The 23,393-nt window shown below is 64.9% G+C and carries 20 protein-coding genes and 1 pseudogene; 12 read left to right on the forward strand and 9 right to left on the reverse strand.

The features are described from left to right. Positions 1-154 precede the first annotated feature (154 nt). Positions 155-480: pseudogene (locus ACGFK1_RS22780) on the forward strand (peptidase M42); the annotation flags it as partial. Here ACGFK1_RS22780 and ACGFK1_RS22785 read toward each other — a convergent pair. Beyond that, complete coding sequence (locus tag ACGFK1_RS22785) at positions 477-1,049, reverse strand: TetR/AcrR family transcriptional regulator (protein ID WP_393434508.1); 573 nt, start codon at positions 1,047-1,049, stop codon at positions 477-479. The pseudogene ACGFK1_RS22780 and the gene ACGFK1_RS22785 sit on opposite strands and share 4 nt — an antisense overlap. Positions 1,050-1,422: 373 nt before the next feature. Between ACGFK1_RS22785 and ACGFK1_RS22790 the strand changes: the two genes are divergently transcribed. After that, positions 1,423-2,385 carry an NAD(P)/FAD-dependent oxidoreductase gene (locus ACGFK1_RS22790; protein WP_393434510.1) on the forward strand — a complete coding sequence of 321 codons (963 nt, stop codon included), beginning with the start codon at positions 1,423-1,425 and terminating at the stop codon, positions 2,383-2,385. Positions 2,386-2,485: 100 nt separating this feature from the next. After that, the gene (locus ACGFK1_RS22795) at positions 2,486-3,334 is read left to right on the forward strand and encodes a class I SAM-dependent methyltransferase (protein ID WP_393434513.1); all 849 of its coding nucleotides are present in this window, start codon (positions 2,486-2,488) and stop codon (positions 3,332-3,334) included. A 332-nt stretch (positions 3,335-3,666) separates the two neighbouring features. Here the strand turns inward: ACGFK1_RS22795 and ACGFK1_RS22800 are convergent, their stop codons facing one another. The 5 genes from ACGFK1_RS22800 to rpsF form a co-directional block, all read right to left on the reverse strand. Beyond that, positions 3,667-6,702, reverse strand: coding sequence for a replicative DNA helicase (locus ACGFK1_RS22800; RefSeq protein ID WP_393434516.1), 3,036 nt, complete (start codon positions 6,700-6,702; stop codon positions 3,667-3,669). Positions 6,703-7,185: 483 nt separating this feature from the next. After that, positions 7,186-7,641, reverse strand: coding sequence for a 50S ribosomal protein L9 (rplI, locus tag ACGFK1_RS22805; RefSeq protein WP_393434519.1), 456 nt, complete (start codon positions 7,639-7,641; stop codon positions 7,186-7,188). A 19-nt stretch (positions 7,642-7,660) separates the two neighbouring features. After that, on the reverse strand, positions 7,661-7,915 hold the full coding sequence (rpsR, locus tag ACGFK1_RS22810; RefSeq protein ID WP_393434522.1) for a 30S ribosomal protein S18: 255 nt from the start codon (positions 7,913-7,915) through the stop codon (positions 7,661-7,663). 42 nt (positions 7,916-7,957) lie between these two features. Then, complete coding sequence (locus tag ACGFK1_RS22815; RefSeq protein WP_393434525.1) at positions 7,958-8,464, reverse strand: single-stranded DNA-binding protein; 507 nt, start codon at positions 8,462-8,464, stop codon at positions 7,958-7,960. Between the two features lie 80 nt (positions 8,465-8,544). Then, a complete protein-coding gene (gene rpsF / locus ACGFK1_RS22820) occupies positions 8,545-8,835 on the reverse strand; it encodes a 30S ribosomal protein S6 (RefSeq protein WP_393434528.1) in 291 nt (96 codons plus the stop codon). 142 nt (positions 8,836-8,977) lie between these two features. Here rpsF and ACGFK1_RS22825 point away from each other — a divergent pair, with 142 nt between their 5' ends. Next, positions 8,978-10,297, forward strand: a complete 1,320-nt coding sequence (locus ACGFK1_RS22825; protein WP_393434531.1) for an adenylate/guanylate cyclase domain-containing protein — start codon at positions 8,978-8,980, stop codon at positions 10,295-10,297. A 60-nt stretch (positions 10,298-10,357) separates the two neighbouring features. Here ACGFK1_RS22825 and ACGFK1_RS22830 read toward each other — a convergent pair whose 3' ends face one another. From ACGFK1_RS22830 to ACGFK1_RS22840, 3 genes are read right to left on the reverse strand one after another with little or no spacing between them, the layout of a single operon-like run. Beyond that, complete coding sequence (locus ACGFK1_RS22830; protein ID WP_393434533.1) at positions 10,358-11,998, reverse strand: glycosyltransferase family 87 protein; 1,641 nt, start codon at positions 11,996-11,998, stop codon at positions 10,358-10,360. Then, on the reverse strand, positions 11,995-14,481 hold the full coding sequence (locus ACGFK1_RS22835; RefSeq protein WP_393434536.1) for a transglycosylase domain-containing protein: 2,487 nt from the start codon (positions 14,479-14,481) through the stop codon (positions 11,995-11,997). Before ACGFK1_RS22835 ends, ACGFK1_RS22830 begins: the two co-directional genes overlap by 4 nt. Continuing rightward, positions 14,474-14,899 (reverse strand): DUF5318 domain-containing protein, encoded by a 426-nt coding sequence (locus ACGFK1_RS22840; protein WP_067797988.1) that lies wholly within the window; start codon positions 14,897-14,899, stop codon positions 14,474-14,476. The genes ACGFK1_RS22835 and ACGFK1_RS22840 overlap by 8 nt, the downstream gene beginning before the upstream one ends. Before the next feature lie 112 nt (positions 14,900-15,011). On the opposite strand from ACGFK1_RS22840, the gene ACGFK1_RS22845 reads away from it, so the two are divergent. The 8 genes from ACGFK1_RS22845 (at position 15,012) to ACGFK1_RS22880 (ending at position 23,357) form a co-directional block, all read left to right on the forward strand. Then, on the forward strand, positions 15,012-15,878 hold the full coding sequence (locus ACGFK1_RS22845) for a DUF1707 domain-containing protein (protein ID WP_393434539.1): 867 nt from the start codon (positions 15,012-15,014) through the stop codon (positions 15,876-15,878). A 123-nt stretch (positions 15,879-16,001) separates the two neighbouring features. After that, a complete protein-coding gene (locus ACGFK1_RS22850) occupies positions 16,002-16,556 on the forward strand; it encodes a PadR family transcriptional regulator (protein WP_393434542.1) in 555 nt (184 codons plus the stop codon). Between the two features lie 46 nt (positions 16,557-16,602). Further along, a complete protein-coding gene (locus ACGFK1_RS22855; RefSeq protein WP_393434545.1) occupies positions 16,603-17,679 on the forward strand; it encodes an inositol-3-phosphate synthase in 1,077 nt (358 codons plus the stop codon). Between the two features lie 129 nt (positions 17,680-17,808). After that, positions 17,809-18,642: a hypothetical protein gene (locus tag ACGFK1_RS22860; RefSeq protein ID WP_393434548.1), complete on the forward strand. Its 834-nt coding sequence runs from the start codon at positions 17,809-17,811 to the stop codon at positions 18,640-18,642. An 84-nt stretch (positions 18,643-18,726) separates the two neighbouring features. Then, positions 18,727-19,626 (forward strand): alpha/beta fold hydrolase, encoded by a 900-nt coding sequence (locus ACGFK1_RS22865; protein ID WP_393434551.1) that lies wholly within the window; start codon positions 18,727-18,729, stop codon positions 19,624-19,626. 63 nt (positions 19,627-19,689) lie between these two features. Continuing rightward, on the forward strand, positions 19,690-21,759 hold the full coding sequence (locus ACGFK1_RS22870; RefSeq protein ID WP_393434554.1) for a PhoX family protein: 2,070 nt from the start codon (positions 19,690-19,692) through the stop codon (positions 21,757-21,759). A gap of 41 nt (positions 21,760-21,800) precedes the next feature. Then, entirely contained in the window at positions 21,801-22,601 is an 801-nt protein-coding gene (locus ACGFK1_RS22875; RefSeq protein WP_393434557.1) for an LLM class F420-dependent oxidoreductase, read from the forward strand. A gap of 51 nt (positions 22,602-22,652) precedes the next feature. Next, positions 22,653-23,357, forward strand: a complete 705-nt coding sequence (locus ACGFK1_RS22880) for a GntR family transcriptional regulator (RefSeq protein ID WP_393434560.1) — start codon at positions 22,653-22,655, stop codon at positions 23,355-23,357. The last annotated feature ends 36 nt before the right edge of the window (positions 23,358-23,393 follow it).

The following is a 23,393-nucleotide window of genomic DNA, read 5'->3' on the forward strand; positions in this document are numbered from 1 at the left end:
TCGAGATAGAGCATGAACATTTCAGATGAGAAATGGACACAAAGTTCGAGAAGTCACCACCGGCGGATATTTGTCGAGATGCAGCGAAGATCCACAGGACACGCCGGGCTACTTTGACAAGACTTCGCCGTGTCGCGAGAGCCTGTTAATCTTCGTTGCACTTGAGGTCGGTCCGCCCGAAGCGGAGTAGGGCACCACTGTCGGCTGCGGGCCGATTGTCGGCTACAGCGATGCACAGTGCGGCTACGACAAAGGTGTTGCGGACCAATTGATGGGTGTGGCAACGGAATTGGATTTGTCACCCCAAGGCCCTGTGCTTGGCGCGTTTGAGTCCGACGCGTCACACGCAAAGGCGACGGGCGTGTCGCCGCGGGTGGGCTGTTGTGCCTGCCGACGCTGAGCACGCATGGCTACGAGGTCATTCGCCGCGATGCGATCCCGGAAGTGAGTGCGGTCCTCGTCGCATTTCTGTTGTGCTAGGGAGCCGGGCGGATGCCGCGCTCGAAGGTCCGGGTGATCAGTGGCGCGACGGTGTGCCGCGGCAGTGCACCGGCCATGGCTTGCTCATTGCCTCGCAGGATCAATCCGTAGAGCGCGTGCCGGATCCAGGTCGGGTTGAGGTCAGAGTCGAACACGCCTTCGTCCTGCCCCCGTGTGATCAGGTTGATCACCAGCTCCTCGTTCGGGGACTGGGCTGGTGGGATATCGCGGAGCACCGCTGGGTCGCCGAAGAGGAAGACCAGACGTTCACCGATTGAGACCGCGGCGGTGATGAATCGCCGCATCGCGTCGAGAGCGGGTCCGTCGTCGGTGGCGGCCTCGTCGACCGCTTCCATGAGCACGCGGATCGAGTCCAGGGTCGCCTCGTAGATCAGCGTCTCGCGGTCGGCGAAGTAGCGGTGCAGCGTGGTGCGGCCGACCCCGGCCATGGTGGCGATCTCCGGCATGGTGGCGGTCCGGTTCGCGGCCAGCGCAGAGGCCGTAGCAGCGAGGATCGCGGCTCTGGTGCGCGCTTGCACACCCGAGAGTTGCTTTGTCGAGACGGACACGATGTGATCTTAGCCTGCCCGGAATAGAACGTTGACGTTCCGCTACTGAACGGTTATGTTCGTTTAGACGCATCTCAACCAGGTTGGTACTGGCAGGGTTGAGGCGCATGACGGCGTCCTCGACACCGGGGACCGGAAAAGGTGGTCGGGAAGTGATGCGCACTCTTCGCACGCTTCAGCTTGCATGGATACCGCCGGTGTTGGTGTGCCGGAGCCGTAGTGCCCGCCGCCGACGACGACTTTTCAAAGGAGAGGTATGCCAGTCTCCGGCCAGGCCTGGCTGAACGGCTTCCCCGTGCGGGTGGAAGCCCTCGGGACGGACACGCGCAAAACCGACCCCGTCAACGCTCCAAACAATTAGGAGGATTAGGTCATGAACTCGATATGGGACTGCGTCGTCGTCGGTGGCGGAGCCGCGGGCTTGAGCGCAGGTCTGGTACTGGGTCGGGCGCGGCGGCGAACGCTGCTGGTCGACGCGGGTCAGCAGAGCAACCTGGCCGCTCACGGCATCGGCGGGTTGTTGGGTCACGACGGCCGACCGCCGGGCGAGCTGTACGAGGCCGGGCGGCGCGAGATTGCCGCCTACCCGTCCGTCGAAGTGTGGACCGGTGAGGTGGTGGCGGGTGAGCGCGCCGGCGATGTGTTCGAACTGGAACTGTCCGACGGTCGGCGTGAACGCACGCGTCGGGTGCTGCTGGCCACTGGCATGGCGTACCGGCCGCCTGCGCTGCCCGGGCTCGCGGAGTTGTGGGGGCGGTCGGTGTTCCACTGCCCGTTCTGCCACGGCTGGGAGGTTCGCGATCAACCGTTGGCGGTATTGGCGAACGGTGAGCGGGCAGTGCGTTCGTCGTTATTGCTGAGGGGATGGAGCGACGACGTTGTGCTCCTGACTGGAGGGCCTGCGGAGCTCGATGGTGACGCCCGATCCCGGTTGGCCGCAGCACGCGTCGTGATCGACGAGCGGCCCGTTGCCGAACTCGCCTCAAGCAATGGCGAATTGGAAGCCATTGTGTTCACCGACGGAACTCGGCTGGCACGCAGCGGTCTGCTCGTCGCGACGACACTGCATCAGCGGTCGCAGCTGGGTGAACAGCTCGGGGTCGGGTTCGGTGAGCCGACGCCGGCGGCGGCGAATCCCATCGCAGTTGATGCGCTCTGTCGGACAACGGTTCCCGGAGTCTTCGCGGCCGGCGACAACACCAGTGCGCAGATGCCGCAGGTGGCCTCTGCGATCGCGACAGGTTCGCTCGCGGCCGCGTCGGTTGTGCAGAGTTTGGCCGAGGACGTCGGCTCACCGATACCGGAATGGACGAGACCACCGTCAACGGTGAGCTGAATCATGAACTGGAGTCCCGGGGCTTTGACGGCAATGACGGGCTCGAAAGCCACATCGCCACCACCGAACGACCCATCAGCCTGGAACACGTAATCGACCCATGGACGTCACACAACCCACCAACGACGAGCAGACCAAGCACTGGAACACAACAGCTGGATGCGCCTGGGTCGACGCGCAGGACCTGCTGGACCAGATGATGAAGGGATTGGAAGACCTGCTCGTCGACGGCGTGGCTGCCGGATCGGGGCGGCGGGTGCTTGACGTCGGCTGCGGTACGGGCGGCACCACACTCGCCGTCGCGCGCAGGCTCGGCGCCGAGGGTCAGTGCGTCGGCGCCGACGTGTCGGAGCCGATGATCGCCGCCGCCCGCGCCCGGGCCGAACGGGACGGCATACCAGCGAGTTTCATCCTCGCCGACGTGCAGACCCATCCGTTTAAGCGCGCGAGCGTCGACACGATCATCTCGCGATTCGGCGTCATGTTTTTCAACGACCCGGTCCAGGCCTTCGCGAACCTGCGGCGCGCCGCAACCGACCACGCCGCGCTTCACGTTATCGCCTGGCGCAGCGCCGTGGAGAATCCGTTCATGACGACCGGCCTGCGTGAGGCGGCCCCGCTGCTGCCGAACCTTCCCGACCGCCCGGCAGACGGCCCGGGACAGTTCTCCTTCGCCGACCCGCAACGGGTCGCTGCGATCCTCGACGCGGGTGGCTGGGCCGACGTCGACCTCCAGCCGATCGACGTCGAGTGCACCCTGCCCGAGCCGGAGTTGATCGGCTTCGTCACGCGGCTGGGTCCTGTCGGTCTGGCACTTCAAGTCGAGGGCGAGCGGACCCGCGTCCAAGTCATCGAGGCCGTCCGTCCCGCCTTTGATCCCTTTGTGCACGGAACCGAGGTTCGGTTCACCGCCGCGTGCTGGATGATCAGCGCCCAAGCGTCGGGATAACCGCCGACGCCAGGCTGAATCACCCTCCCGCACAGCTATTTCCGCATCGGGTAGCGGCCCATCGAAGTTTTCAGGAACTCAAAGGCTCAGGACTTGACCGAATCTCCGTCGCGATTTCGTTGGCGGGTGCACGCCACGCTTGACGGACGTGTGCCCGTCGTTCGCCATCAACGGGGGCTCAGGTTCTACCACGATCGTCAGGGCGGCGAGCTTGACAAGTGGTCGTCGCATATCCCAACAACTCCGGCCTCACCCGTGAGTTAGGCGGGCCGACAATCTTGTCAAACAATCAGTAGACGGTTGTCAATCCTCAATGCAACTCGACACATCTACTATGCCTTGGCCATGTTGGTGAAGCGCGACAAGTGGAGTTGGTGCGCAACGGTGATCGTCTTGGTCGGACCGTTGCGGTGCTTGCCCAGAATCAGGTCCGCTTCACCGCCGCGCGGGTCGTCACGCTCGAACGCATCCGGACGGTGCAACAGGATGACCATGTCCGCATCTTGTTCGAGGCTGTTATGCAAGCTAATCAAATTAGCTACGAAATTGTGTGTCCCGCTTACGGTTCCGTCGTAGACGTCATGCATACCGACGCTGGTGATTTCGACGATTTCGTCCCAGAACACATCGTTGGTCGCGAGGTCGTGAATGTCACGATCATCGAGCAGTGCCGCAGCGCGATGCAGTCTCGATCGGCTCGGCGAGTGCTTCCACATCGTCGATCCACAGAATTTCGTACCCATTGCGGCGGCGAACTCGCGATGCGTGATCCGCTTGGCGACCAACGCGGCGCGCACGTCGGTCCACACCGCCTTTGGCACTGTGGCTGAGTTCGAGTTGCGAATCACGTTGTCCAGGTTCGCAAGTACCTCGCGGGCGGCATCCGCCTTCACACCATTCACTCCGACATGGCGGAGAAATCGCGCTTGGTTCTCCGCGCCGTAGATATATAGGTGCCAACTGTCGCGGTAGCCCGTCTTCTGAATACGCTTGACCCGGCTGAACACGCCGACTCGCAACAACAACGCGGTGACGTCGTCGACCAGTTGGCGGCTGGTCGACGCGTAATAGATACGCGCCTGGCCGGTCTTGGCGTCCCACCGCATTGATCCATCCGTAGCCCACACATGTTTCAGGAACAGCGCCACTTGGTCGTTGGGCGCACGGAAGACTTCCTGCGGCACGAACTTCTCGTAGCTTCGAAGGCCGAACAGGCCCAACCGATCCAGCCATTCCGCAATGGGATTCCGCTTTCCGCGAGTCAGGCGATACGGCGCAGGCAGTCGCAACTGCGCCGCTGAAACGGTAACCGCGACGAGGTTCGCTTCGTCGATGCTGGCGTATCGGATCGGCTGTCGCTTCATACACGAACCGTCTCCGATCATGTGCGCCAGCAGGATGATCTCCGACTCATCCATCCGTTGGGTATCAACGGGTTCCGGGACCCGCCGCGGTACAGCCAACCGATCGCCGACCTTCAGCTCGCCCAGCGGAGTCCAACCGTCGAAGGTCATGAACGGGTGATTCGCCGTCGCCTCGATCTCGCGACCCGAAGCCAACCGCATCTTGAAGACTTCCTTGTTCCCGCTGTAGAAGACGTTGGTCATCGGGCGTGCGACCATCCGCTTGCGGTCATCCAGCGACCACACCAGCGGCCGCTCCCTCGTCCGCATCAGTTCACCGAACGTCACCTCAGCGCCGTTGTCTGCCCGCAGGATCCGTGTGTTGGCCGTGAGGCAGCCCGACTCGCGCAGGTCAGAGACCATCGGCTTCTTGTCGGTGCGCTGCTCCGGCCCGCGGTTCAACTGGCTGATCGCGACGACCGGAACGTCGAGTTCCTTGGCCATCAGCTTGAGGCTTCGCGAGAAGTCCGACACTTCCTGCTGGCGCGACTCGTACTTCTTACCCGATGTCATCAGCTGCATGTAGTCCACGACAATCAAACGGAGGCCGGCTTTTTGGGACAGCCGTCGCGCCTTCGCCCGGATCTCCATCATCGTGAGGTTCGGTGAATCATCGATATACAAAGGCGCTTCGCTGATTTCACTCATCCGGCGTGCCAGCCGCGTCCAGTCGTCGTCGCTCATGCGTCCCGACCGCATATCGGCCAGCTTGATCTTGGCCTCAGCCGACAGCAGCCGCATCACGATCTCCGACTTGCTCATCTCCAGGCTGAAAATGACGCTCGGCAAGTGATGTTTGATGGAGCAGGACCGCATGAAGTCCAGGCCCAGCGTCGAGTTGTGCGTCGGCACCATGCCGCGGCCCGCCAAGTACAGATGCCCGTCGTTGTCCACCTGCACGCAGCGCACCGGAACGGAACGGACCCGACGCACCGCATCGATCTGCAGCACCGGCGCCATCAACGTCGTTGCAGCGCCGTGGTAGCGCGCCATCGATCCGGCCGCCGCGATGGTGTCCATGCCGGCGCGAAGCTCTGCAGTGGTTCTGATTCCGTAACCCGTCGGCCATTGATGTGAGGCGTCTGCGACGATGACTGTCCCATCGGAGAACTCGACCTCGTAGCACGGCCGGCCCAGCATGACGTCGGTGGCCGCCACAACCGTCGTCGGCTCGCCGTCGGCGCCGAGCAACCGGTCCCCCACCGCGACGTCACCCATGGTGGTCCAACCGGTCGGCGTCGGCAACGGCGTATCGAGCTTGAGTGCCTTCCCCACACCCGGCCGTGCCGCGATGATGATCATCTGACCGGCGTGCAAGCCGTTGGTCACCTCGTCGAGTTCGACGAATCCCGTCGGGACGCCGCGTGCGATGCCGCCCTGCGACGCGATCGCATCGATCTCGTCCATCGTGGGCTGCAGCAGTTCCTCGAGCGGGACGAAGTCTTCTGACGTCCGCCGCTCGGTGACGTCGTAGATCTCCGACTGCGCCCGGTCGACGATCTCGTTGACGTCCGCACCGTCGGCGCCGGCATAGCCGTACTGCACGACCCGCGTGCCTGCCTCAACCAGCCGACGCAGCAACGCCTTCTCCGCGACGATGCCCGCGTAATAGCCCGCGTTGGCCGCAGTCGGCACCGTCGAGATGAGCGTGTGCAGATACGGCGCGCCGCCGATCCGTCGCAGCAGACCCCGGCGGTCCAACTCGGCGGCCACGGTCACCGCATCGGCAGGCTCGCCGCGCCCGTACAGATCGAGGATGGCGTCGTAGACGTTTTGATGCGCGGGACGGTAGAAGTCACCGGGACGCAGCTTCTCCAACACGTCGGCGATGGCATCCTTGCTCAGCAGCATGCCGCCAAGCACTGACATCTCGGCCGCATTGTCCTGAGGAGGCTGACGACCGAAGTCCTCACTGGGTGGCGGCGTGTCCATCCCCGAATGGCCGAGGTCATCCACGACAGCCACGGAGCGGCTCACCCCTTCCAACCGTTCGAACGTACATTCGATAGTCTGCCACTTGACTATAGGGGCGTCGACTGACAATTCCCCCTAGCAAGCCTCGGACAACGACCCGCGACGGCCAACGCTAGACGTTGCTAGGACCCCTACAAAGTGGCCCTGTTCATGAACTTGTGGATTGAGTGTGGATAGGTCCGTACAGGCATGTTGAGTCGTTGGGGAAAACCTGTGCATGAACCACTTTGTTCAGTCCGTTTACGCAGATAGCCGCACGATAACCGCAGTTCATACCTGTGGATGACAATTGCCTCGGCGTGTCGGGCCTGGTTGCCGTCTCGGGCGTGTTGTGTTTCCGGCGAGGGCCCGGGAGGTTAACAGCCCGTTAGGTTCGCTGTTGCCAGCCGGCCCTGCCGTGTTCGCCAGCAGACACAGCAACGGCCGGGTGGAGACGGATATGGTCTCCACCCGGCCGAACTGACGCTGAAGTAATTAACCCGCGACGACGCTCAACGTCACCGAGGCATCCACATCGGGGTGTAGCCGCACCGCGACGGGGTGCGATCCGGTCGACTTGATGTGCGCCTTGGGCAGCTGCACCGTCCGCTTGTCCAGATTCGGGCCGCCTGCCTTCTTGATCGCCGCGACGACGTCCGCCGCAGTCACCGAACCGAACAACTTGCCGGTGTCACTGGCCGACTTCACGGACAGCTCGACAGGCCCGAGTCCCTCGAGCGCGGTCTTGAGTTCCTTGGCGTGCTCGAGGCCCTGCACAGCCTTGGCGTCGCGGGCGCGCCGGATCTCCTCGGCCTGGCGCTCGGCTCCGCGCGATGCGACGATCGCCAGTCCGCGCGGCAGCAGGTAGTTGCGGCCGTAGCCGTCCTTGACCTCGACAATGTCGCCCGACACACCCAGGTGGTCGACCTCTGCAGTGAGAATCAGCTTCATCTTTTCGTCCTGTCCTGCTCTACCGCGTTGCCGAGGTGAAGGGCAGCAGCGCCACCTCGCGGGCGTTCTTGACTGCGACCGCGATGTCGCGCTGGTGCTGCACGCAGTTACCGGTCACGCGGCGGGCACGAATCTTGCCGCGCTCACTGATGTATGTGCGCAGAAGCGCCGTGTCCTTGTAGTCGATCGCCTGCCCCTTCTTGGAGCAGAAGACGCACTTACGAGTCTTGACGGGCTTTTCGGGCGCGGGGCGCCGCTTGTTGGCCTTGGCCATGTGTCTATCTCTTTCCGGGTATTGCTGATTGAAAGTTGGTTGTCAGAAGGGCGGTTCGTCGTCGCTGCCTGCGAACGAGCCCGATGCCGGGGCGCTGCCCCACGGATCGTCCTGCTTGGCTTCCGAGCCGCCGCCGCCGCCACGGGAGCCACCGCCACCGAAGCCGCCGCCCCCACCGCCGCTGCGGCTTGCCTTGTTGACCTTGGCCGTCGCATACCGCAGCGAGGGCCCGATCTCGTCGACCTCGACCTCGACCACAGTGCGCTTCTCGCCCTCGCGGGTCTCGAATGAGCGCTGCTTGAGGCGGCCCTGCACGATCACCCGCGACCCGCGGGTCAGGCTTTCGGCCACGTTCTCGGCCGCTTCGCGCCAGATGTTGCACCGCAGGAACAGCGCCTCGCCGTCCTTCCACTCACCGCTCTGGCGGTCGTAGATGCGCGGCGTCGACGCGACCGTGAAGTTCGCAACGGCCGCACCTGACGGCGTGAAGCGCAGTTCCGGATCGGCGGTCAGGTTTCCGACGACGGTGATTGTGGTGTCACCAGCCACGAGTTCCTCCTGGAGTTGGCCGTGTGCGGCAGTCGCAGGCGAGCCTACGGAAGCACTACGACGCGCACACGCCGTTCCGACTAGTGCTTGTCGGTGCGGAGCACCTTGGTTCGCAGCACCGACTCGTTCAGGTTGAGCTGACGGTCGAGCTCGGACACCGTCGCGGGCTCTGCCTTAACATCGATGACGGCGTAGATGCCCTCGGCATGCTTGGCGATCTCGTATGCCAGTCGACGCTTGCCCCAGATGTCGACCTTGTCGACACTGCCGCCGTCCTTGCGGACCACGTTGAGGAATGTCTCCAGCGACGGAGCTACGGTGCGCTCGTCGAGAGTGGGGTCGAGAATGACCATGATTTCGTATGGACGCATGAGAACCTCACCACCTCCTACGGTCTAGTCGGCCACGGTCGTTCCGTGGCAGGAGGGTTACCTGCGTCGGCAACCGGCTCAGGCTACAGGAATGCCCGCTGATCTGCGAAATCGCGCAGCTCACCCGACTTACACTTCGGCCATGTTCTCGGAGACGCGTTATGCGTTGAACGGGGACCTGCGCGTCGCCTACCGCGCGTCGGCACCGGGCGAGCGCGACATCGTCTTCGTCTCCAATTGGTTCACGAATTGTGAGATAGCGCCCGAGATGCCCTCGCTTCAGCCCTGGGTCGAGGCGGTTGCATCGCTGGGCCGACTGATCTTCTTCGACCAACCCGGTACGGGGGCGTCCGATCCCATCGTGCCGGGCGCGATGCCGACGTTGGAGCAATGGGCCGACAGCATCACCGCGGTGCTCGACGCGCTCGGCAGCCCGCAGGCGGTCCTTCTCGCGAGCGTCGGTTCATTGGCGCCGTCCGTTTTGTTCGCCGCCTCCCATCCGTCCCGCACCACGGCGCTGGTGGTGCTCGAGGGCTACGCCGACCCATTGGGCGAGGAAGAGTACGGGCTGACCCCGGACGAGGCCGTAGCGCTGATGCGGTCCCTCTGGGGGACAGGCGAGTACCAGCGAATGCTCAACCCGGACATGCCATGGAACGAGGAGGTCCGAGCGTCATGGGCCCGTCAGGAACGCCTCGCCGCCAGCCCGGCGACGCTGTCGCTGATGTTTCCTCTGGTGTCGGAAAGCGATGTGCGGGCGGTGCTTCCGACCGTTCGGGTGCCCACTCTGGTGCTTCAGCACAGCGACAATCCCATCATCCCGCGCGAACGCGGCAGGTACGTCGCCGATCAGATTCCCGGAGCCGCCTACGTTGAGCGGCCGGGGCGCAACATGTACCACTTCGTCGAGCCATGGCGAGAGTCGTTCCAGGTGATGTGCGAGTTTCTCACCGGGCATCAACCCGAAGTGTCCGACGATCGTGTACTGGCCACGGTGCTGTTCACCGACATCGTGGACTCGACTCGTCTGGCCGCCGCAATGGGTGATCGTGACTGGTACGCCCTCCTCGATGCGCACAACGCCGTCGTCCGTTCACAGCTCGCTCGGTTCCGGGGCCGCGAAATCAGCACTGCCGGTGATGGTTTCCTCGCCACGTTCGACGGCCCTCAGCGTGCCATCCGCTGCGCGACAGCGATCCGGGACGCCCTGCGCGCCTTGGGAATTGAAATACGCGCCGGATTGCATACCGGCGAATGTGAGCTCCGCGGCGACGACATCGGTGGCATCGCCGTGCACATCGGTGCCCGTGTCAGCGCATTGGCCGGGCCGAACGAGGTACTCGTGTCGAGCACATTGCGCGACCTCGTGATCGGATCGGGTCTCGAGTTCGACGACCGCGGAACACACCAACTCAAGGGTGTGCCCGGCGAATGGCACGTTTTCGCTGTCGCGTCGCGCTAGTGAGCAGACGCACAACTGCCCATTTCGACGGTATTTTGGGCAGTTTTGCGTCTGCTCGCGCTAAGAAACTGCGGCGGGCTCGTCTTCGGGTTCCGGTTCGGGCGCGGGGGTGACGCGGATCCGGTTCGCCTGTGGCCGTAGCCAGTCCGGCAACCAGCGCGGCGGATTGTCCGGCGCCTCGTCGAAGACACCGCCGGACGGGTCGTCCACCTGTCCTCGGCACCGCACCAGATCCAGCTCGGGCCGATACATCTGCCGAATCACCAACACGCACAACGCGATCACCGCGATATCGCGCAGCACCACCGTCACGGTGAACGGTTGCTCGGGCAGACCACGGTTCTGCTCGCCGTAGAGGTACAGCATCCGCGGTATCCACACCAGCGCATCTATCGTCATCCACGCCAACAGAATCCGCCGATGCGGCAGTGCCAGCACCGCCAGCGGCACCAGCCACAGTGAGAACTGCGGGCTCCACACCTTGTTCGTCAGCAAGAACGCCGCCACCACAAGGAACGCCACCTGCACTAGCCGCGGTCGCTGCTTGGCCGTCAGCACGACGTAACCGATTCCCACACAACAAGCCAAGAACAGCGCGGCGCTGACAGTGTTCAAGATCGTCGGCGGCTGCCAGAACCCCAGGTTCTGGTCGAAGCCGCCCCAGTCGGTAAACGACTTCACCACGTTGTACAGCGAATCCATGTCGTCGCCGCGACGTGTGTTGAGCCGGAAGAACTCCGACCATCCGCGCGGAAACAGCACCATGATCGGCAGGTTCACCACCAGCCAGGTCAGCACCGTGGCGATCGCCGCCTTACCCACCTCGCGCAGTCGCCCCGTGCGCACACCGAGCAGCACCATCGGCACGAACAACAGCAGCGGATACAGCTTCGCCGCCACACCGAGTCCGATCAGCGCACCCGCAAGCCACGGTCTTCGCCGTGCCCACGCGAGCAGCGCACCTGTCGCGAAAGCCGTTGCGAGAGCATCGAAGTTCGTGAACGCCTGAAAGATCAGGATCGGCGACGCGGCCACCATCGCGGCATCCCAGACGCGTCGCGGACCCGCAAGTCGCGCGCTGGCCCACACGGTCGTCAGCCACGCGAGCGCCAACCCGAACGCGGCGATGTTGAAGAACATCACCACCTCGGCGATCACCGGGATCGACACCAGTTTCGTCACCGCGGTGTACGTCTTGGCCAGCGCCATCGACACGTACTGGTAGACACCGGTCAGCACCGGATATTCCATGTAGCGCACGGCGATGTTGCCGTCGTATTGGTGTCTTGGCTTGCCGTCGCTGTCCGTCTCGATCCAGCTCGACTTGTACGGGAACTTCCCGAGGTTCAGCAACTCCGCCGTGTACAGCGGAACGGTGTCGGAGTAGCACAGTTCGTAATAGGCCCGCTGGTTCTGCCAGTTGCCGACGCGCTGATCGGCGGTGCCGGTTCCGGTCGTCTGTAGGCAGGCGGCCTTGGTCGAATAACCGAGCGCCAGGAACACCAGCGCAATGATCAGCATCACCCGTAGCGGCGTCAGGAAGCGTTGCCTGCCGATCAGTGCGTGCCTGCCGACCGGGCCGCCGATCACTTCCGACAGCGCAGCGCCCATGGTGTCGGTGCGGCTGGGCAGGTCGCGGTTGTCGAGGCTACGCCGATCGTCGGCCGGCTCTTCGGGCGCGACGATCTCGCGGTCGGTCACGGGGGCGGAGGCGGTCCGGGCGGCGGGCCTGCCGGCGCCGCCGGAACGGGTGCACCCGGCGCCGACGGCGCCGACGGCACGGCCGGCACCGTGGTCGGCGGGCCGATCGGGATCGTGATGCCGGGGGCTACTTCGATCGTCGGCTGGATGACCGTCTCCGAGGGCGTCGGGGGCGGCGCAATCGCGGTCGACGGCTGTGGTGCCGGCGCCTGCGGCACACCGGCATAGCCGCCGATCTCTGTCGGCTTGGGGAACGACTCGTTGTCGGTGCCCTCCAGCGCGCCGTCCATGGTCGCCTTCCAGATGTCCGACGGCAGACCCGACCCGTAAACCGGTGCACCCCATTTGTTCTCGAGCGGCTTCGTGCCCTCGGTCGTGCCGACCCACACTGCAGTCGACAGCGACGGAGTGTACCCGACCATCCACGCGTCCCTGTTGGCGCCGGTGTCGCCCAGCTGGTTGGTGCCGGTCTTCGCCGCCGACGGCCGTCCCCCCGCAAGGTTGTGGCCGTTGGAATACGCGGCGATCGGCTGCATCGCGGACGTCACGTTATCCGCCACCGATTTGTCGATCCGCTGCTCGCCGGCATCGGTCTCCTGGCTGGCGTCGAACAACACCTCGCCGCGCGAGTTGACCACCTTCTGCACGAAATGCGGCTTGTGGTACACGCCAGAATCGGCCAGCGTCGCGTATGCCGACGCCATGTCGATGACGCGACTCTGGTACTGGCCCAGCACAATTCCGTTGTTGGGCGGTCCGCCCTTACCGTCCTCGGACAGCGTGTGCTCGACACCGGGGAAGCTCTCGGCGATGCCCGCCTTGTGCGCGGCGTCGGCGACGTCGGACGGTCCGTTCTTCAACTTCAGCATCAACCGGTAGTAGCTGGTGTTCAGCGAGCGCTTCAGCGCCTCGGCGATGTTGCAGGTGCCGCATCCGGCACCCTCGACGTTGGTGATCTTGATGCCGTTCACCTCGACGGGGGAACTGTCCACCTGGTAGCCGAGTCCCATGCCCTGCTGCAGCGCGGCCACCAACGCGAACACCTTGAACGACGACCCCGTCGGCAATCCAGCCTGCGCGAAGTCGAACCCGTTCGCGTCGGTGCCGCCGTAATACGCCTTCACCGCGCCGGTCTTCGGGTCGATCGACACGACCGCGGTGCGCATGTCGGGATCCTGGCCGTCGAGGTACTTGGCGGCGGCATCCTCGGCGGCCTTCTGCGCCTTGGGGTCGATGGTCGTGGTGATCTGCAGGCCCTGTGTGTTCAAAGTGCGCTCGTCGATGTTGAACAGGTCCAGGAGTTCCTGCTGGACCTGCCGTTCGATCAGGCCGTTGGGGCCGGTGGTCTGGTTCTGTGAGCGCGCCTGCTCGGGCGGCACGGTCGTCGGGAACTGTTGTGCGGCACGGTCTTGTTTCGACAACGCGCCGATGTCGACCATGCCGTCGAGCACCCAGTTCCATCGCTCCGTCGCGCCCTCCGGGTTGACGGCAGGGTCCAGGCCCGACGGCCGCTGAATGAGCGCGGCCAGCAGCGCTCCCTCGGCGACCGTCAACTGCTCGACCGGTTTGTCGAAGTAGGCCTTGGCCGCCGCGGAGATGCCGTAGGCACCGCGACCGAAATAGATGATGTTCAGATACGACTGCAGCACTTGGTCTTTGGACCACTCGCTGGACATCTTCGTCGAGATGACCAGTTCCTTGGCTTTGCGGACGATGCCCCCGACACCCGAGCGGGCGTCGCCGACCAACGCGTTCTTCACGTACTGCTGGGTGATCGTCGAACCACCCTGCAGATCACCGCCGAAGATGTTGTTCTTGAACGCGCGCGCGAAACCGGTGAACGAGAAGCCGGGATTGGAATAGAAGTCGCGGTCCTCGGCGGCCATCACCGCATTGCGCACGTGCACCGGGATCTGGTCGATGGTGACGTCCACCCGGTTGCCTTCGGGCGGAACAATTTTCGCCAGTTCGCTACTGTCGCTGGCCAGGATGGTCGACACCTGGTTGGTCCGGATGTCGCCGGGCTTGGGCACGTCGACGATGAGGTAGGCCATCCCGAAGGTGATCAGAGGCAACACGATCATCACGGCCACGCCCGCGTACAGCGTGCGGCGCACCCACTTCCAGTTGATCTGCTCGCGGAAGCTGGGCTTCGGTGTCTGCGGCGGGGGCGGGCCTCCGCGCGATCCGCCGCCACCTGTCGGGCGCCGCGGCGGGGGTGGCGGCGGTTGCCTCGGCGGAGCGGGCGGTGTGCCGTCCAGTGCCCTTTTGACCACGTCGATCGGGTCACGCAGATGCGGCGGCGGGCCGGTGCGGACGGCCGGAATCACTGCGGTCGATCGGTCGTCGGGTGGCGCGCCTGCGGCGCGGTGTCGGGGTGGGCCGTCGGGACGGTGCTGTTGGGGGCGCGGACCCACGCCATCAGCCGCGCGCCCCGTGCGGACCTCACTGGCTGACCGGTCGTGGCGCCCTTCGCTATTCACTGGCCGTGCGCGCAGTGCCGCGCGCGGTTCGTGTGCCACGAGACCCCTTCGGCGGGGGAACAGCGCCCAGCACATACGACTTGACCAAGTGATTCCAACTGCAGGTGCGGCATACCTCCACCACGTGTACGGAGAACTCGTCGTAGCGGGTCGCCAGGAGTACCAGCTCCTCGGCGGTGCGCGCCGAGCCAGATACGGCGCCAAGGTGGTCGCCGAACACCCACGACACCAGGGTGAGCTGTTCCTTGCGGCAGATCGGGCACATCACCGAACTGGGCTTCCCGTGGAACTTCGCGGCCCGCAGCAGGTAAGGGTTGGCGTCACAGACCTCCGATACCCCGGTGCGCCCGGAGTACACCTCGGCCAGCAGGGACCGGCGCCGAAGCGCATAGTCCACCACTTGTCGCTGCAGTCGCACGGAGACCAGAGTACGTCGGCCTCGCCGCCGCCGAGGCGGGACTACGCCGCCACACCCCCGGCAACGTCAACTGGTCTGCATAGATAGCAACCGAACTCTTACGATCATCGTCGTGGCGACACGGCATACACCGGGAACGCGGGCGAAGGACAGCGACCGTAACGACACGTGCCAGATCCTGGACAGTGCGCTGGCGGACGGTCAGCTGTCGATGGAGGAGCACCGGACCCGGGTGGCGTTGGCCACCGGCGCCGAGACGCTCGGCGATCTGCAGTCGCTGGTGTCGGATCTGCAGACCAACAACGCGCCCGTCCAACTGCCCGATCTCAAGAAGCGACCCACGGTGGCCGGCGGACGCGGCAACAACTGGAAGTTCGGACTCGCGATGTCGGTGGTGCTGGTGCTGCTCGGCATCGCGATCGGCTGGGGGCTGTACGGCAACACGACGTCGCCCCTTAGCTTCACCTCCGATCCGGGCGCCAAGTCCGACGGCATCCCCGCAAAGGTCCTCACGCCACCGAAGCAGTTGCAGTCACTCGGCGGCCTGAATGGACTGCTGGAGCAGATGCGCCAGCGGTTCGGCGACACGATGGGATACAGCATGGTGATCTATCCCGAGTACGCCGTGCTGTACCGCATAGATCCCGCCGACGAACGCCGGAAGTTGAGCTACACCTACCGCGGCGGATTCGATGATCCGACGACATCGGCCAAAGACGAGCGCGACGTCCTGGTCGACCTGTCGGCGTTCGACGTCAAAGCCGCTGTCGGCATCCTGCGGGGCGCGGCAGAGACGGTCGGTCTGCAACAGGAAGACGTCAAGCCCGACAACACCTACCTCACGATCGATCCCGCACACGATCCGTTGACGCCGGGTGCGCTGGAACTACGTGCCAACGTGTCCAGCGACTTCGGCAGCGGTTCGATCACCTTCGCAGGCGACGGCACTCCCAAACGGGTCGATCAGGTCGGCGACTGACGCCGGCCCTGGTCAGCGCGGCGCGGCCCACCATTGGCGCTGAATATATCGGCGCGATACTATTGCCCGAGGTGTCGAACCGTCGTAGCGGCCAAGCTCAACCCGTCTGGGGAGGTGATTCGTTTGCTGGAGCTCGCCGTCCTTGGTCTTCTTCTCGAATCGCCGATGCACGGCTATGAGCTGCGCAAACGGCTGACGGGTCTGCTGGGTGCCTTCCGGGCGTTCTCCTACGGCTCGCTGTACCCCGCGCTGCGCCGCATGCAGGTTGACGGTCTGATCGCCGAGGACGCCGCACCTGAGGGGATCCCGAAGGTGCGCCGGGCGCGGCGCGTCTACCGGCTCACCGATGCCGGTAAGCAGCGCTTCGCTGAACTGGTGGCCGACACCGGTCCGCAGAACTACTCCGACGACGGTTTCGGCGTGCATCTCGCGTTTTTCAACCGCACGCCCGCCGAGGCCAGGATGCGCATCCTGGAGGGCCGTCGCCGTCAAGTGGAAGAACGCCGTGAAGGTCTACGTGAAGCAATCGCGCGGGCCAGCAATTCGCTCGATCGCTACACCCGGCAGCTCCATCAGCTGGGTTTGGAGTCCAGCGAGCGGGAAGTCAAGTGGCTGAACGAGCTGATAGCCGCAGAGCGTCTGGGACAAGGCCGCTCAGACAACACTGTGCAGCCTTAACGAAGCAGAGCACTAGGAAAGAAAGTACGGAGAGGGAGAAGTCGTCATGACTGATAACACCGAGGTGCGGGTCGCGATTGTCGGTGTGGGCAACTGCGCATCCTCGCTTGTTCAGGGTGTGCAGTATTACCAGGACGCCGACGAGACGGCCACGGTGCCCGGTTTGATGCATGTGCGCTTCGGCCCGTATCACGTCCGCGACGTGAAGTTCGTCGCCGCATTCGACGTCGACGCCAAGAAGGTCGGCTTTGACCTGTCCGAGGCGATCTTCGCGTCGGAGAACAACACCATCAAGATCGCCGACGTGCCGCCCACCAACGTCATCGTGCAGCGCGGCCCGACGCTCGACGGCATCGGCAAGTACTACGCCGACACCATCGAGGTGTCGGATGTCGATCCGGTCGACGTGGTCAAGGTGCTCAAGGACAACAACGTCGACGTCCTGGTGTCCTACCTGCCGGTGGGCTCCGAGGAGGCCGACAAGTTCTACGCGCAATGCGCGATCGACGCCGGGGTGGCTTTCGTCAACGCGCTGCCGGTGTTCATAGCCTCTGATCCGGTGTGGGCCAAGAAGTTCGCCGACGCCGGTGTGCCGATCGTCGGCGACGACATCAAGAGCCAGGTCGGTGCGACCATCACCCACCGCGTGATGGCCAAGCTGTTCGAGGACCGCGGCGTGCAACTCGACCGCACCATGCAGCTCAACGTCGGTGGCAACATGGACTTCCTCAACATGCTCGAGCGTGAGCGCCTGGAGTCGAAGAAGATCTCCAAGACGCAGGCCGTGACGAGCAACTTGCAGCGGGAGTTCAAGACCAAGGATGTGCACATCGGCCCGTCCGATCACGTCGGTTGGCTCGACGACCGCAAGTGGGCCTACGTCCGGCTGGAAGGTCGCGCGTTCGGTGACGTGCCGTTGAACCTGGAGTACAAGCTCGAGGTGTGGGACTCCCCGAACTCGGCGGGCGTCATCATCGACGCGGTGCGTGCGGCGAAGATCGCCAAGGACCGCGGCATCGGCGGCCCCGTCGAGGCGGCCTCGGCCTATCTGATGAAGAGCCCGCCCAAGCAGCTGCCGGACGACATCGCCCGCGCGCAGCTCGAGACGTTCATCGAGGGCTGACAGCAGCTACTTCTCGCGGACGGGGATCCCGAACGGGGTCCCCGTTTGCTGATGCGCGGCCATGTTTACGCAGCTGACGCATGGGTATGACGCGAGTGTCAATTATGGCACCGACTCAAGGAGCACCCCATGCAAGACCAATTGAGAGACATGTGGGGGTCGGTGGTCGCCATCGCTCCCAAGCTTCTGCTGTTCCTGCTGATCCTCATTGTCGGGTGGATACTGGCGAAGCTCATCGCCAAGGCGGTCGACAAGATCCTCGAACGCGTCGGCTTCGACCGTGCGGTGGAGCGTGGCGGAGTCCGGCGGGCGCTCGCGCGCAGTAACTACGACGCCTCCACGATCGTCAGCAAGGTCGTCTACTTCGCTTTGCTCCTGGTGGTGTTGCAGTTCGCCTTCGGCGTCTTCGGCCCGAACCCGGTCAGCGCCCTCATCTCAGGTGTCGTCGCATTCCTGCCACGGCTTTTCGTTGCGTTGATCATCGTCGTGGTCGCGGCCGCGATCGCGGCCGGGGTGCGCGACATCGTGGCCAACGCGCTCAGCGGATTCTCGTACGGACGGATGCTGGGCACCATCGCCAGCGTGTTCATCCTCGGCCTCGGCATCATCGCGGCACTGAACCAGGTTGGCATCGCGCTGACCGTCACCCTGCCGGTATTGATCGCCGTGTTGGGAACCATCGCAGGCATCCTCGTGGTGGGCGTCGGCGGTGGCTTGATCAAGCCGATGCAGGCGCGCTGGGAGAACTACCTGACGACGGCTGAGCGTGAGGGCCGCAGCATCAGGGAGAGCCGCTCGAACGCCGCGGCGCAGACGCGGCAGATGCCCGCCTACCGCGAACCGGAGGCGGACTACAAGTGGGCGGATGACGAACCATCGAGCCGGCCGCAACATGCGGCGGCGCCGATTCCTCCCACTCCGACCCGCCCGGCGTATCACGGGGAAGGCCGGCCACGTCCGTAACGCACCATTGACTCTGCGCTCAGGGCTTGTGCTCGCACTTTTCACGCCCTGGGCGCAGCGTCGTTTTCGAGTAGGGTCCGGTTCGTGGTGTCCGACGACGAATTGGCGGGGCTCGACGAGTTCGGGCTGTTGCACGAGAACGCCGAACAGATCGCCGCTGACACGATTCCACCGGTGCAGCGCATCCACGCCGGGCCGATCAGCGCGCTCAAGTGGGGCGACGCGCGGCCGGAGGTGGTGTTTTTGCACGGCGGCGGCCAGAACGCGCACACCTGGGACACCGTGATCGTCGGACTCGGCGTGCCGGCCCTGGCCGTCGACCTGCCTGGCCACGGCCGCTCGGCGTGGCGCAAAGACGGTGACTACGGGCCGAAGCTCAACGCCGAAACACTGCGCCCGGTCCTGCGCGAGCACGCGCCCGATCCGCGGCTCATGGTCGGGATGTCGCTCGGCGGGCTGACGGCGCTGCGCATCGCCGCCAGTGAGCCCGCGTTGGTGCCAGAGTTGGTGCTCGTCGACGTCACACCGTCGGCGCCGGAGCGACACGAGGAGATGACCAAGGCCCAGATGGGCACGGTCGCGCTGGTTCAGGGTGACCGGACCTTCCCCAACTTTGCGGCCATGCTCGACGTGACGGTGGCCGCCGCACCGCATCGGGACCGCAATTCGTTGCGCCGCGGCGTCTTTCACAATTCCAAGCAGCTCGACGACGGCACCTGGACGTGGCGCTACGACGCGTTTCGCAAGGGCCCCATTGTTTCGGGCTTTGCGAACCTGTGGGACGACGTTCCCGCCATCACCATGCCAACGACGCTGGTGCGCGGTGCCAATTCCTACTTCGTCAACGACGACGACGCCGAAGCATTCGCGAGGAGCGCGCCCGGTTTTCTGCGCACGCACGTCGTTGCCGACTCCGGGCATTCGGTGCAGGGCGACCAACCGGCGGCGCTCATCGAGATCCTGCGCGGCGTGCTCGCCCGCTAGCGTTCCCAGCTGTTCACCATTTGCTTCCCAGCTGATTGCCAAGATGTCGTAGGTTCCCCGTCCGTGGCCCTCACTCCGATGAATCTGCTTGTGTCCCATAACGGTCGCTCGTCTCGTCAGCATGTGACGTGCCGTTACAAGTGCGGCGACGCCTGCTCGAAGCCGGCGCCGAACACCAGTGACAACGAATACTTCGGCGACATCGTCAAAGCGATGTCACGGCGGTCAGTGCTGCAGGCCGGCGGCATCGCGGTGCTGGCGGTCGGTGCGGGGTCGGCGCTGGCCGCCTGCGGACACAAGGAGCAGCCTGTCGCGACCCCGACGTCGTCGACACCGCCTGTTGCGACACCACCGGGGATGAATTTCGCCGCGGTCGCACCCAACAAAGAGGATGCCGTCGTCGTCCCGGACGGCTATCGGCAGGCGGTCGTGATCAGTTGGGGTGACCCGATCCTGCCGGATGCGCCGAAGTTCGACGTGAAGGCGCAGACGGCCGCCGCACAGCGCGGCCAGTTCGGGTTCAACAACGACTTCGCCGGCCTGTTGCCCGTGCCCGGCCAGAAGAACCGCTTCCTGCTGGTGACCAACCACGAGTACGTCAGCCCGCAGTTCATGTTCCCCGGCTACGACGAGAACACAAAGACTCGCGAGCAGTTCGACATCGAGATCGTCGCGCTCGGCATGGGGGTCGTCGAAGTCGAACGCACGCCGGAGGGACTGAAGCCGGTGATGGGCCCGTACAACCGGCGCATCACCGCCGACACGCCGTTCACGTTGACCGGTCCGGCCGCGGGAACCGACTTCGTCAAGACGCCCGCCGATCCGACCGGCCGCAGGGTCGCCGGCACCTTCGCCAACTGCTCCGGGGGCGTAACTCCCTGGGGCACTGTGCTTTCCGGCGAGGAAAATTTTCATGAGTACTTCGGTGCGCCGGAGGGCGCGCCGAAGCCCAGCCCAGTCGACGCCGATCGGCAGGAGCGCTACGGCGTCGCGCTGAAGCCGACCGACCTCAAGTGGGAGACGTTCGAACCGCGATTCGACCTCGCCAAGACACCGAACGAGGCGAACCGCTTCGGGTACGTCGTCGAGATCAACCCGTGGGACCCCAACTCCACGCCCGTCAAGCACAGCGCGCTGGGCCGGTTCAAGCACGAAGCCGCCAACGTCTACGTCACCGGCGACGGCACCGTCGTCGCCTACGCCGGCGACGACGAGCGCTTCGACTACATGTACAAGTTCGTGTCGTCCAAGAAGATTCAGCCCGGTACCGACCCAGCCGCGATGGCGCACAACATGACGATCCTCGACGAGGGCACGCTCTACGTCGCAAAGCTCTCCAGCGACATCCCCGCCGACGAGATCGACGGCTCGGGCAAGCTGCCCAAGGAGGGGGCGTTCAGTGGCACCGGTAGGTGGATCCCGCTGCTGCGGTCCGGCCCGAACGGCCAGGGTCAGTCGCTCGTCGACGGCGTGACCGCTGCGGAGGCTGCGGTCTTCACCCGGTTGGCCGCCGACAAGGCGGGCGCCACCAAGATGGACCGACCTGAGGACTTCGAGGCCAATCCGAAGACCGGCAAGGTGTACGTCGCGCTGACCAACAACGACAAGCGCGGCACCGATGGCACGGCGCCCGTCGACGCCGCCAACCCGCGCAACGAGAACAAGAACGGGCAGATCCTCGAGATCACCGACAACCACGCGGGTACCGACTTCACCTGGGACCTGCTCCTGGTCTGCGGCGACCCGGCCGAGGCCGACACCTACTACGCCGGGTTCGACAAGACCAAGGTCAGCCCGATCTCGTGCCCCGACAACGTCGCGTTCGACAGCCACGGAAATCTGTGGATCTCCACCGACGGCAACGCGCTGAAGTCCAACGACGGCCTGTTCGCCGTCGCGCTGGAAGGCCCGAATCGTGGTGAGACCAAGCAGTTTCTGACCGTGCCGAAGGGCGCGGAGACATGCGGGCCTGTGGTGACCGACGACCTGGTCACGGTGTGCGTGCAGCATCCTGGCGAGGGCGACGACTACAGCATCGACAAGCCGCTGTCGCACTGGCCGGAGGGGGGCGACGGGCCCGCCCGACCGTCGGTGGTTGCGGTCTGGAAAGCGGGCGGACAAATCGGCGTCTGAGTGCTCGCGCGAAGACGGCAATTCCCGCTAGCCTCGCGACAGTGAACTCACCCATCCGCATCGGCGTGCAACTGCAGCCGCAACATTCCCCGCAATACAGCCTCATCCGCGACGCGGTCCGCCGCTGCGAGGACATCGGCGTCGACGTCGCCTTCAACTGGGATCACTTCTTCCCGCTGTACGGCGATCCCGACGGCGCCCACTACGAGTGCTGGACCATGCTGGCCGCATGGGCCGAGCAGGCGTCACGCCTGGAAATCGGCGCACTGGTCACCTGCAACTCCTACCGCAACCCCGAGTTGCTCGCCGATATGGCGCGCACCGTCGACAACATTTCCGACGGCCGGCTCATCCTCGGCATCGGGTCCGGCTGGAAGCAGAAGGACTACGACGAATACGGATACGAGTTCGGCACCGCGGGCAGCCGCCTCGACGACCTCGCCGCCGCGATGCCTCGCATCAAGTCCCGGCTGGCCAAGCTCAATCCGCCGCCGACCCGAGACATCCCTGTGCTGATCGGCGGGCAGGGCGAGCAGAAGACGCTGCGCCTTGTCGCCGAGTACGCCGACATCTGGCACGGGTTCACCTCGCTAGAGACCTATCCCGCCAAGGCGGAGGTGTTGGCGCGGCACTGCGCCGACGTCGGCCGTGACCCGGCCACCATCGAGCGCTCCGCCGGCGTCGAGGGCGCCAACCTCGACGCGTTGCTCGAAGAAGCCGGCGCGTTCGTCGAACTCGGTGTCACGTTGCTGACCGTCGGCGTCAACGGGCCCGACTACGACCTGACACAGGCCGAGGCGCTGTGTCGCTGGCGCGACCGTCGCCAAGCAAGTGGAAACTGAACTGGCCGAACGGCTCCCGCTGCGGCGGCTACATGAGATGCTGACCGCGCCATGCCCAAGAAGTATGGGGTCAAAGAAAAAGACCTTGTGGTCTCGCACGTCGTCAATCTGGTGCTGACCGGCAAACTGCGCTCGGGTGACCGGGTTGATCGCAACGAGATCGCCAACGATCTAGGACTGTCGCGCGTTCCGATACAGGAGGCGGTGGTCCAGCTGGAGCATGACGGCATCCTGTCGACGCAGTATCACCGCGGGGCGTACGTCGAGCGATTCGACGAGTCGGTACTGCGCGAACACCACGAGCTGTACGGAGTGCTCAGTGGCCTCGCCTCGGCCCGCGCCGCCGCCGAGGGGCTGGCGCGGATCGTCGACCAGTTGACGGTGTTGACCGAAGCGATGCGCAGCAGCAGGGACTCGCGCACGTTTCAGGAGACGGCGTGGCAGTACCGCAATGTGATCAATGACGAATACGCCGGCCCGCGACTGCTGGCGGCGATCCGCGCGTCGCAGACGTTCATCCCGCGCGGATTCTGGTTGAGCTATCTGAACAACCACGATGAGATGCTGCCGTTCTTCGAAGCCGAGACCGCTGCGATCCAACGACGTGACCCCGACGGCGCCAGGACCGCGTGCGCTGAACGCTCGGCGGCGATGGGCCGCATCATGCTCGGCGAGTTGATCCGCCGCGGAGTCCTTCGGCCACACGGAGCCGCATGGCCGGCGACGTCCAGCTCAGGCGCGCCGGTTGCGTTCTAACTGAGTGCAACGCGATTCCAGCGACTGCTCGGCGGC

The organism is Mycobacterium sp. NPDC048908, assembly GCF_043197955.1.
Classification (GTDB): Bacteria; Actinomycetota; Actinomycetes; order Mycobacteriales; family Mycobacteriaceae; genus Mycobacterium.

Excerpts from the sequence above, each read along its gene's own strand:
- ACGFK1_RS22790 (WP_393434510.1), top strand. The coding sequence starts at position 1,423 with ATGAACTCGATATGGGACTGCGTCGTCGTCGGTGGCGGAGCCGCGGGC.
- rpsR (WP_393434522.1), bottom strand. The coding sequence starts at position 7,915 with ATGGCCAAGGCCAACAAGCGGCGCCCCGCGCCCGAAAAGCCCGTCAAG.
- ACGFK1_RS22825 (WP_393434531.1), top strand. The coding sequence starts at position 8,978 with ATGTTCTCGGAGACGCGTTATGCGTTGAACGGGGACCTGCGCGTCGCC.
- rplI (WP_393434519.1), bottom strand. The coding sequence starts at position 7,641 with ATGAAGCTGATTCTCACTGCAGAGGTCGACCACCTGGGTGTGTCGGGC.
- ACGFK1_RS22855 (WP_393434545.1), top strand. The coding sequence starts at position 16,603 with ATGACTGATAACACCGAGGTGCGGGTCGCGATTGTCGGTGTGGGCAAC.
- rpsF (WP_393434528.1), bottom strand. The coding sequence starts at position 8,835 with ATGCGTCCATACGAAATCATGGTCATTCTCGACCCCACTCTCGACGAG.
- ACGFK1_RS22860 (WP_393434548.1), top strand. The coding sequence starts at position 17,809 with ATGCAAGACCAATTGAGAGACATGTGGGGGTCGGTGGTCGCCATCGCT.
- ACGFK1_RS22795 (WP_393434513.1), top strand. The coding sequence starts at position 2,486 with ATGGACGTCACACAACCCACCAACGACGAGCAGACCAAGCACTGGAAC.
- ACGFK1_RS22880 (WP_393434560.1), top strand. The coding sequence starts at position 22,653 with ATGCCCAAGAAGTATGGGGTCAAAGAAAAAGACCTTGTGGTCTCGCAC.